Origin of the sequence: Paraperibacillus esterisolvens, assembly GCF_046237625.1 — a bacterium.
GTDB lineage: Bacteria > Bacillota > Bacilli > Bacillales > DSM-1321 > Paraperibacillus > Paraperibacillus esterisolvens.
This window is the reverse complement of the sequence record NZ_CP143545.1, coordinates 1,625,132-1,638,968: the sequence shown is the minus strand read 5'-3', so window position 1 is coordinate 1,638,968 and position 13,837 is coordinate 1,625,132. Positions and strand designations below refer to the sequence as shown.

12 protein-coding genes and 1 pseudogene are annotated in these 13,837 nt (G+C 43.1%); 3 read left to right on the top strand and 10 right to left on the bottom strand.

Annotated elements, in window-relative coordinates:
- Nucleotides 1–6 precede the first annotated feature (6 nt).
- A complete protein-coding gene (locus V1501_RS08325) occupies nt 7–1,080 on the bottom strand; it encodes a hypothetical protein (protein WP_409292535.1) in 1,074 nt (357 codons plus the stop codon).
- Nucleotides 1,081–1,252: 172 nt separating this feature from the next.
- Between V1501_RS08325 and V1501_RS08320 the strand changes: the two genes are divergently transcribed.
- Complete coding sequence (locus V1501_RS08320; RefSeq protein WP_409292533.1) at nt 1,253–1,822, top strand: molybdenum cofactor guanylyltransferase; 570 nt, start codon at nt 1,253–1,255, stop codon at nt 1,820–1,822.
- 31 nt (nt 1,823–1,853) lie between these two features.
- Here the strand turns inward: V1501_RS08320 and V1501_RS08315 are convergent, their stop codons facing one another.
- Nucleotides 1,854–1,949: an SDR family oxidoreductase gene (locus V1501_RS08315; protein WP_409292531.1), complete on the bottom strand. Its 96-nt coding sequence runs from the start codon at nt 1,947–1,949 to the stop codon at nt 1,854–1,856.
- Nucleotides 1,950–2,194: 245 nt separating this feature from the next.
- A pseudogene (locus V1501_RS08310) lies at nt 2,195–2,644 on the bottom strand (SDR family NAD(P)-dependent oxidoreductase); the annotation flags it as partial.
- Between the two features lie 195 nt (nt 2,645–2,839).
- On the opposite strand from V1501_RS08310, the gene V1501_RS08305 reads away from it, so the two are divergent.
- Nucleotides 2,840–3,664, top strand: a complete 825-nt coding sequence (locus V1501_RS08305) for an STAS domain-containing protein (RefSeq protein ID WP_409292530.1) — start codon at nt 2,840–2,842, stop codon at nt 3,662–3,664.
- A 577-nt stretch (nt 3,665–4,241) separates the two neighbouring features.
- Here the strand turns inward: V1501_RS08305 and V1501_RS08300 are convergent.
- From V1501_RS08300 to fdhF, 6 genes are all read right to left on the bottom strand, one after another.
- Nucleotides 4,242–4,676 carry a S1 domain-containing RNA-binding protein gene (locus V1501_RS08300; protein WP_409292528.1) on the bottom strand — a complete coding sequence of 145 codons (435 nt, stop codon included), beginning with the start codon at nt 4,674–4,676 and terminating at the stop codon, nt 4,242–4,244.
- A gap of 761 nt (nt 4,677–5,437) precedes the next feature.
- Entirely contained in the window at nt 5,438–5,923 is a 486-nt protein-coding gene (locus V1501_RS08295) for a GyrI-like domain-containing protein (protein WP_409292527.1), read from the bottom strand.
- Nucleotides 5,924–6,059: 136 nt separating this feature from the next.
- The gene (locus V1501_RS08290; protein ID WP_409292526.1) at nt 6,060–6,191 is read right to left on the bottom strand and encodes a hypothetical protein; all 132 of its coding nucleotides are present in this window, start codon (nt 6,189–6,191) and stop codon (nt 6,060–6,062) included.
- Nucleotides 6,192–6,203: 12 nt separating this feature from the next.
- Nucleotides 6,204–6,443, bottom strand: a complete 240-nt coding sequence (locus V1501_RS08285) for a heavy-metal-associated domain-containing protein (RefSeq protein ID WP_409292524.1) — start codon at nt 6,441–6,443, stop codon at nt 6,204–6,206.
- A 17-nt stretch (nt 6,444–6,460) separates the two neighbouring features.
- A complete protein-coding gene (locus V1501_RS08280; RefSeq protein ID WP_409292522.1) occupies nt 6,461–6,961 on the bottom strand; it encodes a DUF1641 domain-containing protein in 501 nt (166 codons plus the stop codon).
- Nucleotides 6,936–9,923 carry a formate dehydrogenase subunit alpha gene (gene fdhF / locus V1501_RS08275; RefSeq protein ID WP_409292521.1) on the bottom strand — a complete coding sequence of 996 codons (2,988 nt, stop codon included), beginning with the start codon at nt 9,921–9,923 and terminating at the stop codon, nt 6,936–6,938. The genes V1501_RS08280 and fdhF overlap by 26 nt, the downstream gene beginning before the upstream one ends.
- A 227-nt stretch (nt 9,924–10,150) precedes the next feature.
- Between fdhF and V1501_RS08270 the strand changes: the two genes are divergently transcribed.
- Nucleotides 10,151–10,369 carry a hypothetical protein gene (locus V1501_RS08270; protein WP_409292520.1) on the top strand — a complete coding sequence of 73 codons (219 nt, stop codon included), beginning with the start codon at nt 10,151–10,153 and terminating at the stop codon, nt 10,367–10,369.
- A 1,870-nt stretch (nt 10,370–12,239) separates the two neighbouring features.
- On the opposite strand, the gene V1501_RS08265 is transcribed toward V1501_RS08270, so the two are convergent.
- Nucleotides 12,240–13,709 (bottom strand): phytoene desaturase family protein, encoded by a 1,470-nt coding sequence (locus V1501_RS08265; protein WP_409292518.1) that lies wholly within the window; start codon nt 13,707–13,709, stop codon nt 12,240–12,242.
- Nucleotides 13,710–13,837 lie beyond the last annotated feature (128 nt).

Here is a 13,837-nt window from a genome sequence, read left to right as displayed (position 1 = left end):
CTGCCCTCAAATTACCGGCACCTCCTCTTTTAACCTTGACTGCATTTCAGCATAAAAACTCTGAGGTTCATCCACATTCAGGACAACCCGGTTCACTTTCCTTTTCAAACCAAACATCAACGTGACGTCTTGTTCCTTTTTCAGAACCAGCTCAAACATTGGTTTTTCTACAATAAAATCAGCAGCCCTGGCATCAAATAGGGTTCTTGATTCTAATTTTGTAAACTTGTCCGGACCCTCATAATTTTTGAACTGTTTTATATTATCCAGCGGGATATCCATGCTCTTTGCCAAACCAGTCTGCACATATAACCGCTGATCATCCAAAATATAGGGAGTTAATCTGGATGCTTGAATTTCACCGATAAAATAAAGAACTCCATAAATATTCAAAAACAGTAGAATGTACGCTGCTATTTCGTTCCATTGGTGTAAAAAGTAATGCAGCCCGATTGATTCCACGACCGTCGCATGAATCAGCATGACATACACGGCAATTGTACTAGTCTTCCTGTGGTAAGTGAACGGCATTCCCTGTGTGATTTTCACTTGTTTATGCCAGGAAAATAAAGAATAGTAGAAAATGGACAGCTCAGAGAGAAAGATATAAAGCGCCCGGTTGTCCGGCAGATGTGTATCCAGGGATGTTTTTAGGTTATATAGAAATAAAGAGTCTTTACCACTTAATCTTTTATACTCTTTTTTCAACTTTGGGATCCTGGAAAGTATTTGGAATAGAATGAAGGCTTCAAACAGAAAGAGCAGCCCTTCTGAGAACACAGCAGCATACCTCACAAAAGGAAATGACTGCATATGACTGCCTGGAATAATAACCAGTGCCAGCGCATAACCCGCTAGCACAACAAATCCTATGTATTTCAGTGAATATCTCTTTCTAAATACAAAGATGTACGTTAGGAGCGGAATGACGAGCATAAGATCCATGAGAGAACCAGCCACTGCTCCATCTGGGACAGGCTGAATAGAAGGCAGACGATACAGCAGAAAATTTGAGAAGAGAATTAGGAGTATTAACAGTGTATACCAGAATAGTCCGCTGTTTTTTCTTACCATTAGCATTTTGAATCACCCCATGCATTCATTATAAATGAAAAATATGGAAAAAAGATGTGGCAGATTGTTGAATGTTTAATTTTTATCATAGCTGCCAAGTTGTCGTATAAGGATGATATGCGTTAGGATAGGGAAAACATACAACAACCAGCATTTTGGCCGGAGAAGGAGATTAGCCATGAAAATAGCAGGCATAGTACTGGCTGGGGGCAGGTCCTCAAGGTTCGGGAAGCCAAAGATGTTCGAGGAATACAGGGGAAAGCCTCTCTATGAATACAGTCTGGATGCTATCAAGCAGAATGAGCTGGATTCTGTCATCATAGCGGCCCATCACTCACTCATCCCGCAATTCAGGCGCGATGATGAAGTGATGTTTGTAGTAGAGAGCGGATCTGAATATCAAGGCCCGCTGTATGCCATGCATCATGCGATGATTGCAGACGAGGCGGACTGGTACCTGGTCTTATCCTGTGACATCCCATTTGTCACCCCTGAGTTTGTCCGGTATCTTTTATCTTTTATTGAGGAAGGAACCCAGGCTGTCATTCCCGTTGAGGGTGATAAAATGCACCCCCTTCTTGGTCTGTATCACCATAGCTGCATTGGCGAAATGGAGTCTATCCTTCATGATGGCGGGCGGAAGGTCCGCCTCCTGTTCGAGCGGATCAAAGTCCAGGAAGTCCCTTTTGAAGAAGGCAATCTTGTTTTCATCAACATCAACCGTCAGGAAGACCTAAACCGGCTGTAAAAAAGGAGACCACTCAGGACCGTCTCCTTCCTCAGTATTGAGCTGGACAGCCGCCGTCTATCAGAAGTGTAGTGCCTGTAACGAATGATGCATCTTTGCTTGAGAGGAACAGGACAGCTTTTGCCACTTCCTCTGCCCTGCAAGCGGCCCATAAGGTGAAGGCTGATCAGTTGTTTCTTGGCAGCCCAGGTCCTCTCCCCTCGTTCACACTGATGGGCGTCTTTCGCATAATCAATGCCAGGGGACTGTGTAATCCACCCCGCCTTTTGCTGAAGATGGGCAGTGACGCCTCTTTTGCCGGCAAAGCTGTAGATGGAACCGCAATTGAAGATGGCACCTCCAGTGCCTTGCTGCAGCATCTGCTCATTGGATTCCAGGAGAAGCCAGGCAGCCAAAGACAGAGGCGGTATTGATGATGACTCCTTCGGTCTTCAATTCGCGCATTTTTTTGCCAGCCGCGATGATTCCGTGTGCGACTCCATGCTGATTCACATTAATGACACTGTGGTAATCCTCAAGGTTCTGATCCAGGACCGGTGTGATTCGTCCGATACCTGTATTATTGAACATCACATCTACTTTGCCAAAAACCTCGGCAGCTTTTTCAACATGTGCTTCTACCTCCTCATAGATAGAAACATTTGTTTTTACAAAAATAGCGTCTCCGCCCTTTGATTTAATCAGATCAACTGTTTCTTCACCAAGCTCCTCATTAAAATCCCCTGCCGTCACCGAATCTCCTTTAGAAGCAAATTTTAAAGCAGCCGCACGGCCGATCCCGCTGGCCCCGCCTGTGATAATGATAGATCGCTTGTTTTCCATGAGTTATCCTCCTTTTTCTATTTAACTAATAGATTAACTCCCTTAATTTGGACCTCAATATGTAAAAAACTTATATTAATTGTCTGTTTCTGCTAAGCGGAAGCAGGTCTTTATTTATGTTTCCTAAGTATTATGATTTTTTTTATTTGAATAAATGATGTATGATAGTCTTAAAAAAGTACCAAGGGAGTAAATATGGTGAATTTCAAGGAAAAGCTTTATGATTACATAAAGCTTTCAGCTAAAGATATGACTTTAGAATGGCTCAGTTCCAGAAAAATTGAAGATTCCATTTACTCTAAAGATGCATCTGAGACTCAGACTCAAGAATTGTTTCAGAACAATCAAGATTTTATCACAGTAATAGCAGATAGATTGATTGGAATGGGAACTGTTATAAATTGGGCGGAACAGATAGGAAGAAACAGAGCTACATCTAATACTCCGATTTCTGAAGTTATCAACCACTTCAAAGTCTTTCGAACCATTTTTTTAAAACGAGTTGAACTATATGCTTTAGAATTTCCATCTCTCACTATAAAAGAGTTTAATAATGCCTGTATTATCATTAACCAAACTTTCGATGAAGTCATAATAATATTCACAGAACAATATAAAATTTTCCATGATCGTTTAGTTGCTGAACATAGGGCAAAAATTCTGGAAATCAGTGTTCCGGTAATTCCACTTGTAGAAAATGATATTGGTGTCCTTCCTTTAGTAGGAAATATAGACACGGAACGAGCATCTATACTTAAAGAACAAAGTATAAGACAAGCAAGTCAACTTCAATTAAATGTATTAATAATCGATGTCTCCGGTGTCCCAGCAATTGATGAGTATGTCGCGAGTGAACTCTTTATCATAGTAGACACACTTAGCTTGTTAGGTATAGAATCTGCAATTACAGGAATACGTCCTGAAATTGCTCAAATAATTGTCAAATTGGGATTAACCTTAAAAAATTGTAAAACTTTTAGTAAACTGAAAGATGCTTTAAGAGACTTTCAACGGATATAAATATAATCAAGGAATACTTCTCGTTAATTTCTTATTATTGGGAGGGGCATAATTCTCCATAATCGTCCCTCCGTCCCAATTCTTCTTATAAAATCCCCATTTTAAAACCCATAAAATGTGTTTCACTCTTTAAAACTAACCTGCCGCGTTAGCATAATAAGAAAAAAGCCGCCAAAATGACAGACAAACTTTTTGTCTATTTTTTTATGCCTTTTTTCTGGTTTTTTATTATGGCAGTTTAAAGGTAATCCTTCACAATATCAAAAGGAACCTCATCGTGAGAACTCCGGAGTAATTCTTTTATTTTAAAAAACAGGTGCACTACCCGTAGTTGGTAATACACCTGTTCATTCAGTCCTTTATTCTAGAACTTTCTTCTTATCTAAACGGTCTTTTAAGAATACTTGAGGCATTTCTAATTCTCTTGATATTATTTGATTCTTTGGCATGCTTTACAATAAAAGTCTATCTTATTTCTGAGTTACCATAAAGAATCATAACAACACAATAAAGAAGGCAATTCAGTTTATAGGCTGATCTTTAACCTATATGATGAAGAAATGAAAACGACAGCAAATTAACCACGTCTTCCTCCTCTTCCACCTCGTTTTCCTTCAGTATTGCGTTTTAGAGAAGTTAAACTCTCTTCACTTCTCTTTAAGAATTGAGACACTTTATCTTCAAAGCTTTCTCGTGGTTTAAAGTTTCCATTAGAACGATCATTCCCTCTTCCTTGAGCTGGGCGAGGACGCTGCTTATAAGAAGATTGCCCTTCAGGTTTATCTACGGTTTGCTTAATGGATAAGGCAACCTTCCCTTCTTTCTCACTTAACACTTTAACTTCAACCATATCGCCAATTTTCAAATGATCATTTACATCTTTAACATAGCTATCAGCAACTTCACTGATATGCACAAGACCTGTTGTTCCTCCAGGTAATTCTACGAATGCTCCAAAATTAGTGATACCAGTTACTTTGCCTTGAACCTTACTTCCTATTTCTACTGACATTAATGTAATGTGCCTCCTCGATATTTATAAACAGCTTATTATAACAAAGAAATAGTTGAAATATCAAATTAGAAGCTTATAGATTGGTTCCGCCATATATGACTTCAACTAACGCACCCTTTAGTATAAATGCTTTTTTTACAAGCAAAGGGAATAAGAGCATGTAATTTTCCTCTTCTCCTTATCTTAATTGTGCAAATATAGGCTTTTACTATCCGAACCACAGCCTTTACTATCCGAAATCAATTTTTTACTCTCCGGAAGATGATTTTACTATCCGATCTTAGGATTTACTCGCCGATACGGGTCTTTACTCGCCGTTCATAAGCTGGCTCATTGCTTATATAAGTTTTTGGCTGTTTTTGAATATATTGCTGCTTTTGATCATGAGTATTGATTTCCGCTCCAGGCACTCGCTTTTAGCGGCCGCGCAGTGAGCCTCCCAGGCTTTGCCTGTGGGATCTCACCTATCCCGCAGCTTCCGCATTGAAATGCGGAGAACGGTGACTGCTAAATTCACTGGTATTAAAAGCTCATTGCTGCTGCGACAGAAGCTTAGTCGCACTTATGCGAAAGCCTTGCATAAGGCGAGCAGACCATAGGATGCGGTCTTCTTCCTGTGGACTGCTTGACTTATGACTCGAGGGTCAAAGTCATGGAGTCTGGATCAGTAGTCTCGCGCCTTCCCGCTCCAATTATGTTTAATAATTAAATTTCCTCACAGAATTCTTCAGAAAAACAACAATCGTTTAGAAAAGAGCCTATTTTTTCACAACCGGTATATAAATATCAAAATGCGGATCTTCAGGATCGCGTTCTACCGGGCAGTATTCATGTTTAATGGGCATGTAAGGATCGAAGTATTCTACACCCGGCTCTCGATAGGCCGTGTATTCACTATCGAACAACCATTGATGCAGGTCTGTATAAGTCTTCTCGATATCATTTCCCTTGTTATGTACTGCCTTTACATAGGTCCATTCAGGGATCCTGATTTCAAGCATCCCTTCTGGCAGCTCCTGCTCCTCACTCACTTGGTATACCGCATAATGGGCGAATCCATTTTCTACTACATGATAAGACAAGCCTAATTGGATAGACGGATTCACTCTATGCTCCAATTCACCTGCACGATCCTCAACCTGCTGGATGACATTCTTCAAATGGGGAACGGTTTCTGCATAAGTTCCCTCCCATTTCATTCCTGCAGCCCGGTAGGCTGGCAGCGTTACGATTTCATAGTTCATTTGATTTCCTCCATTACATTTATGTATTTCTCACCTTTATATTCTTCGATAATTATTGCCAAAACCCTTTTTCACTGCAACAAAAAAGCACACCACGGTTAAGTGATGTACTTTTGATCATTAAACATTACTTATTTTATATATCAAAATAATTTATGCTTCGGTCATTTTGACAGTTTTCACAAACATGCAGAATCCGGGCCTTGGTTTCTTCCAATTCTTCCTGTTCCATCTCCTGCTCACTGCCGCATAATTCACATATTTTCAATTCGGCTGCCTCCTATTCCTTAAAGGGCAGGTTCTCATCCTGGGTAAGGATGTCATACCCGCATTCTCTGACTGCCTGCTGAAAATCGAGGAAGGAAGCCGCGTTTTTATCATAGCCGATTCTGGCTTCTCCGCTTTCCAAATTCACATCTGCCCGGAGCACACCCCAGACATCATTTAAGGCATGAACGATCTCTTCCCTGTCTTCACTTGTCAGGCTGCCCTTAATTTTGATTACCCCTGTTTCTTCCAAAGTTATAACCTCCGTCCTTAATGAAGATCCTGGTTGGGGTGCTCAGTAAATGATTCGCCCATCCCGTGCAGGAATTCCACCATTGAAGTCATTGCTGTCTTGATTTCAGGATCCCTCATGGATTTCCCCAGCTTCCACAGGCTGTGCTGTTCATGGGAGTCAATGCTTTCTCCCATCCGTTCGAGCCCTTTGGTGACGCCGCCGAGCACAGTCTGAAGTTGGCCGGGTTTTAGCGTTCCCATGAAATTGAACAGGAAGATCGCATTCTTGATAGTATTATGCATGCCCGGCTGGTTAACCTGCTTCATAGCAATCACGCCTACATCGGTCCGCTTTTCCAGGATGGCATGAAGGGCGTCCAATACACCGATGGACTGAAGTTCCTTTATTATGCCGAGTGCCGACAGGATACCCTCCTTATTTTCTGCAAGAGCCTTCATGATGTCACTGAAGGCTTCTGCCTGCACTGCTGCGGGATCGGGTGTGCTTCTGTTAATTTGCCTGATCGCTTTGGCCATATTCTTCACCTCCGTTTCCAAACAGCTCTTGAATCGGTGTGAAGTCCCGACGCTGCCATTTTTCTTCCACCCTTACGCTGATTTGCGGTATGCGATTCCCGTACCGGTGATTATGCTTCGGAAGCGGAGGCTCACCCGCTGCTTCTAGTACTTCCATCTTCACCCCAATTTCCTTATATGCCGGTGTATGGGTGACAGCGTCATGATGGCTGCTGGTCAAATAGTTAACAGCTTTACGGTCATGAAAGCTGTTCATCGTCAGGTAGACTTCATGCCCTTTCACACGGTCGGTGACGATGGTTCTGACTTCTACCTCGCCGTACGGGGAGGTCAATCTGACAAGGGATCCGTCGCCGATGCCCCTTTCCCTGGCCAGGCGGTAAGACACTTCACACCATGGTTCCGGCACCTTATGTGTCAAGCCGTCATTCCGGTACGTCATATTTCCTTCGTGGAAGTGCTCGAGCAGGCGTCCATTGTTCAGATGCAAGTCATACTCGGGTCCTGCCATGAACGGAGGAGTCCAATCAACCGGGAATAATCTCGCTCTTCCATCCTCAAAAGCAAATTTTTCTTTATATAGAAGCGGAGAATCCGTCCCGTCTTTATGAACCGGCCACACTTGGCTTTTAAATCCTTCCAGGCGCCCGTAGCTGACACCGGCAAAAATGGCGGCAAGGCTAGCTGCTTCATCCATGATTTCTGAAGGATGTGAGTATTTCCAGCCGGCGCCCATCCTGTTCGCAAGATCAACGAATATCTCCCAATCCGGCCTGCTGTCTCCAAGTGGATCGAAGACTTTGTAAAACCTTTGAATCCGGCGTTCTGTGTTGACGAAGGTCCCGTCTTTCTCAAGACTCGGAGCTGCCGGAAGGACGACGTCTGCATACTGGGCTGTTTTTGAAAAAAAGATATCCTGGACAACGAAGAAATCGAGTTCCTCAAAGCTGTGCTGCACATAATTCGAATTGGCATCCACAAGGGCCATTTCCTCGCCAAACAGATAAAGGGCCTTCAGTTTCCCTTTTGAAATCGCCTCAACCATATGGTGGTTGTCCATGCCCGGATCCGTTGGAAGATTGACTCCCCACGCTTTTTCATATTTCTCCCGGATTTCTGCCTTCTGAACCGGTTCGTATCCTGGGAACCAGGAAGGCATGGTGCCGAAATCGCAGGCTCCCTGCACATTGTTATGACCGCGCAGCGGATAGGCTCCCGTACCGGTGCGTCCGTAATTTCCAGTAATCAGAAGAAGGTTTGATATCGCTGTGCTTGCGTCAGTCGCCCCTGAGTGCTGCGTAATTCCCATCGCCCAGAGGATGCACATTGATTCGGCATCATGAATCATTTCAGCCGTTTTAATGAGCTCGGCCTGTGTAAGCCCGGTCATTTCTTCGGCATAACTTAAAGTGAACTTATCCAGTGTTTTGATATAGTCGTCCACACCCGAGACTCTTTCTGCCAAAAACTTCTCATCATGCCAGCCCTGGTCAATGATGTATTTGGTCAAGGCCGAAATCCAGATCAAGTCAGAGCTCGGTGTTGGGTGCAGGATGAAATCAGCCCGTTGTGCCAGTTCATGCTCGCGGATGTCCGCCACAATCAGCTTCTGTCCGTGTAGCTTATGCGCCCGTTTTATCCGTGTAGCTAAAACAGGATGTGATTCAGCCGGATTGGCGCCGATGACGAATACTAAATCAGAGCGCTCGATGTCATGGATGGTCCCCGAGTCGCCGCCCAGGCCGACCGTTCTCAGCAGCCCGGCAGTTGCCGGCGACTGGCAGTAGCGGGAACAATTATCCACGTTATTTGTGCCGATCACGGCACGGGCAAATTTCTGTGCGAGATAATTTTCTTCATTTGAACACTTGGATGATGCAATCACACCTATGGAATCTGCCCCATGCTCTTCTTTGATTTCCGAAAGTTTTCCTGCGATTAAATTCAGCGCTTCATCCCAGGTTGCTTCTTCAAATACCCCATTTTTTCGTATGAGCGGTGTGGTCAGACGCTCCTCGCTGTTTACAAAATCCCAGCCCCATTTCCCCTTCACACAGGTAGAGATGCCGTTAGCCGGGGCGTGCTCAACAGGTTCAATCTTGAGTATCTTCCGGTCTTTAGTCCAGATTTCAAAGCTGCAGCCCACTCCGCAATACGTGCAGACCGTCTTGGTGCGCTGTATCCTGGCCGTCCTCATGGCTGCCTCCACCTCGGATATGGCGAAGATTTCTTTATAGCCGGGCTCCACTTCCTTGATTAAGTCAATCATCGGTTCAAGGATCGGGGCAGGAAGCTTGGTCAGGAACCCCGCTTCACCAAGCATGGACTTTTCCATCAAGGCATTGCAGGGGCAGACAGTGACGCAATGGCCGCAGGAAACGCAGGACGATTCATCTATCGGCACATCATTATCCCAGATGACCCTAGGCCTCTCCCTGCTCCAGTCAATTGTGAGTGTTTCGTTCACCTGGAGATCTTGGCAGGCCTCGACACATCTTCCGCAGAGGATGCACTGATCCGGCTCATACCTGTAAAAAGGATTGGAATTATCCGGAGGATAAGGCTTTGCCTTAAATTCATATTTCTGGTGCTCAATTTCAAGATACTCGGCAGTATTATGTACCGTACAATTTCCGTTATTGTTGTCACAGACCGTACAATACAGTTCATGATTTTCAAGAATCCTCGACATGGCCTCATATTGGGCGTCCATGACCGGCTGTGACAGCGTATCCACCGTCATTCCCGGCTGAACCTTGGTCGCACAGGAACGCACAAGCTTCCCATCCACCTCGACAAAACATGTATCACACGTCTGGATCGTCCCAAGATTCGGATGGTAACAAATGCTCGGGATATACAAACCATTCGCCTGTGCAGCCTGTAAAACCGACTGGCCAGGCTCCGCCTCAAACTCCTTATCATTTATCCTGATCGAAAACAAATCATCAGACACTTTCATTACCTCCCAACAAATCTCCGCCCTTCCAAGCGTTTCCCCTAGTATTCCCAACTCCTCAAAAAAAATAATCACAGATGGGGGACTGTCCCCCATTTCCCCGCCTTTAACACTGTGCTGCTCATGATATTCAGGATTGCCACGGCTTATTTCCCAAAAAGATGATGTATGGATAAGGGGCAATTGCGGAAAGTCTATTAGGAATGAAGGTGAAAGGCAGGTTTTGCAGAATGGATAAGGAGAAGCTGTATCAGCGCATGGTATCCATGATCATGAGCTCTTCGAAGAAGCCAAAGTATATGAGCATTTCAACGGTAAAGATTGCGGATATTCTTGAAATGAAGGTCCGCGATATCGATCAGGGCATCAAGGAGCTTGTCGAGGAAGGCAGGCTTAAACAATCAAAGCTTGAGAAGCCGCCGCATAATACGATTTATCTGCTTCCATAGAACAGCTGCAAAAAGGACTGCCGGGCAACAGCCGGCAGTCCCTTTTTTCTATGATGAAATCGCCTTCCATATTTCCTCAAGACCTGGAACTTTTCTTGTACTAGGATGGACTAAAAAATTAAATTAACCGACCTTCTTACTCCTGCTATTACAAAACCCATGAAATATTTCTGTCTCAAAGGAATTGTTAAAAAAGTTGTCCATGAAATATGCGGGATAGCACGAAGATAATGATTCCACAAAACACCAATCTTAATTGCTTTGTTTTAGTTTTCTGTTGATAATTTTTCTTATTTTTCATGTCAATAATTAACATATTCATTACGCTACCAAAGATTATTAAAATTCCTAAAAATGACATCAGATAAAAAACAATATCCTTCATTTTTTCTCTCCTTAATTTAAGGAAATTATTTAGATTACTTTAAGCGCAGGTAAGAAAATGTAACCTCTGCACAAAATAATTATTATAAAGAAACCCACAACACCCCATTTTGCTTTTCCCGTAAGGCTTCAATACAAGCTGACCCTATAATAATCATGAAATTCACACCAATAAATACTACTATTATTGGTGAACTCACAAATGAGTGTAGAACACCAAGACGCTTATGATGACAAGTATAGTACCGAGTTTATTTTTCACTTTAGGCCGCCTTTTTACAGTTTGATTAATAATCCTTTTCTTCTTTGGAGAAAATCAAGTCGAAAAAAGCTAAACTTAGTGACACTCCCAACGGCGTTCCAAAATCATATAGATCAATTTTTGAAGGCTGAAAGAAATATTTAAATATATATGTACAGGCACTAATAAGAATAAAATATATTACAAATTTAATTACTCTTTTCCTTATTTCTACCCATTTTAATTTCCTCATATTATATAAAACTAAAATAATGAAATAAATGAAAGATAAAAGAAGGATAATAAGAAAACCAATTATAAAAGCAAAAGCAAAATCATTATTAATATCTTTATAAACAATAAACAACATGATAATAGTTCCAATAAAAACACTAGTGTATATGATGTATGGTAAATTGTTCTTCATTTTTAGTCTCCGTTTAAGTACGCCGAAAGCATCTATTCATATTTAACAGGGAAGAGAACTTCTCATATTCGAAATTACAACAATACTATCTCCAACATGACCTATCCAGAAGAAACTAGTATCCTCATCTAATGTTAAAACTACTGTGTCTCTGATCCCCTTTTGACTAAGTTCAAGGGCTTCTTGACCACCGGCCTCCATTTTTATATGCCAATCATACAACATTGTTTAACTGGAGATTTTAAAGAGGGCTGCAGTCTCAATTAATGTCGCACCAGTTTTGAACCATGCAGTTTAGTACATCTAGTTTAAAACTAGCAGGACCGTTTGTATAGGTGTTTCAGCCCATATACCCATGTCATTCAAAGTATTACAACCAATATTGAATTCAGGCTCAGGGAACACCGGTTCGTTTTACAATATCGCCTTTAGATATTATTTTTTCGTTATAGCGCCATGAAGGATATTTTATTTTATAACACTGGTATATTTAGTCATAAATAAAAACTGCACCTCCAATTATTAGTTCATGTCTAACAATTGGGGTGCAGTTAAGCACGGCTTGCTTTCCCGCTTTATATAATAGATGATTTCTTTCTCGTCCCATTTTGATATACAAAATAATTGGCAAACACTTTGTTCCACTTAGCCTTTTCTTTCCTATTTGTATACAGAAGTTTACCGAGTTTGATCAGCTTCATCTTCAATGGGATCAGCTCTCTTCACTTTTTTAATCCATTATTACCCTATTTAACCAAAAAGCTACCTCTTTTCTGGAAAAAATTTAAAAATAGGGAGGAAAGAACTATAAAATACGATTAATCCTTCATGACAGCCCTTGCTGCATGATATCCGCTGAGCGCGGCAGAGAGCGTCCCCGGACCGGGAAAAGCCTGCTCACCGGCAATATAAAAGCCGGGAAGCGATGTACGGATGCTAAAAGGCTTAAAAATAGCATTTTCCACAGTCATCGGAAAGCCGCCCACCCCTTTTTTGCCTATAAAATTCTCATAAGTCAGCGGCGTGCCGGCCTCTGCGGAAATCAGATGCTTAGAAACCGGAATGACTCTGTCCAAAATGGAAAGGAGCTTCTCCTGCAGCCCTGATTTTCGTTCCAGGTACCGAGCTTTGTCCAAGCCTTCCCAGACACTGATTTCACTATGTACAGAAAGAGTCATCATCACTTCGTCCTCCACAGCTTCTCCGGCAGCATTACTGCTCTCGTGAAAGGTAACATAAACCGGGCCGTGGAGGCCTGGTGAAACCTGGGCAAGCGCTGGCTCCGGCATAATTTGATAAGCAAATGGAAAGTTTATGCCTTCCAGTGTCTCTCTGACACGGCCAGAGAGGATACAATCAAGCCGGAAAGCTCCCCAGGCAATTTCGCTTTTCTCACTGATACTGGTTCCGGGGCCAAAGGAGACACCTGAATTATTAATAACAGCATCAAATTCTCCGCTGACTTTCCGGCCGGCTGCCTGCCATTTTTTCCTGCAGGAATCGTATTCAAGGCTTTTTAATGGGGACGCCGTCAACACATGGCCTGAATGCTCTATGATTTTATCCGCCAGAACCTGGCTGATTTCTCCGAGCCCCTTTTCCACCGCAAAGCTTCCCTGCCGGTAGATCGTCAGCGCCAGGCTTGATGGAAGAAGGGCCGCATGCTTCACATTTGTCTGGACAGCATCAATCAGCTGGGCATCAAGAAACTGCCGCAGCATTTCGATATGCTCAATACTGTGCTTCTTCATAAGGTCTTCCACTGTCCAGGATGCATACCTGGCAAGCCGGAGCATGGAAGCCGGGTGCCGGAGCGCATGGCTGGGAAGCGAGCCCATGTCATGAAGCTTCCTTAGCGGCAGGGATACTCCCGTGAGAGAAACGCCATGCACATCCTGTCCGATTTGATGAAGGTCTGCCCAGAAATTATGAACACCTGCTTCTCCCGGAAATACCCGTTTAAGCTCCTGTTCCCACAATTGGGGATCCTGGTAAATGGATATACTCCCTCCAGGCAGAACCACATCCATTGAATGGGATAAAACTTTCGCTGGCAGGCTTATGTCCAGGCTGTCAAGTATCCTGCGCAGCAGCCCGCCGGCCTCCAGCCCAAAACCCACTGTAGCACCAGAGGGGAACCGCCTGCCTTTCCGAACATACCAGCCTGCCGATCCACCGACTGTCACAGCTTTTTCAAATACCGTCACTTCATAGCCTTGCTTTGCAAGAACAGCCCCTGCAGTCAGGCCGCCTATCCCGGCACCTATCACACAGACGGATTTAGGCATGGCCCATTCCCTCCCGAAGCATTTTTATTAAGTACATCCTCTTAAAATTGATGATTATCTATTATAATGCCATTTAGCTTATATTCCTTTTTTTAAGCTTCAAACCTTAAATCACTTTGAATAACGTT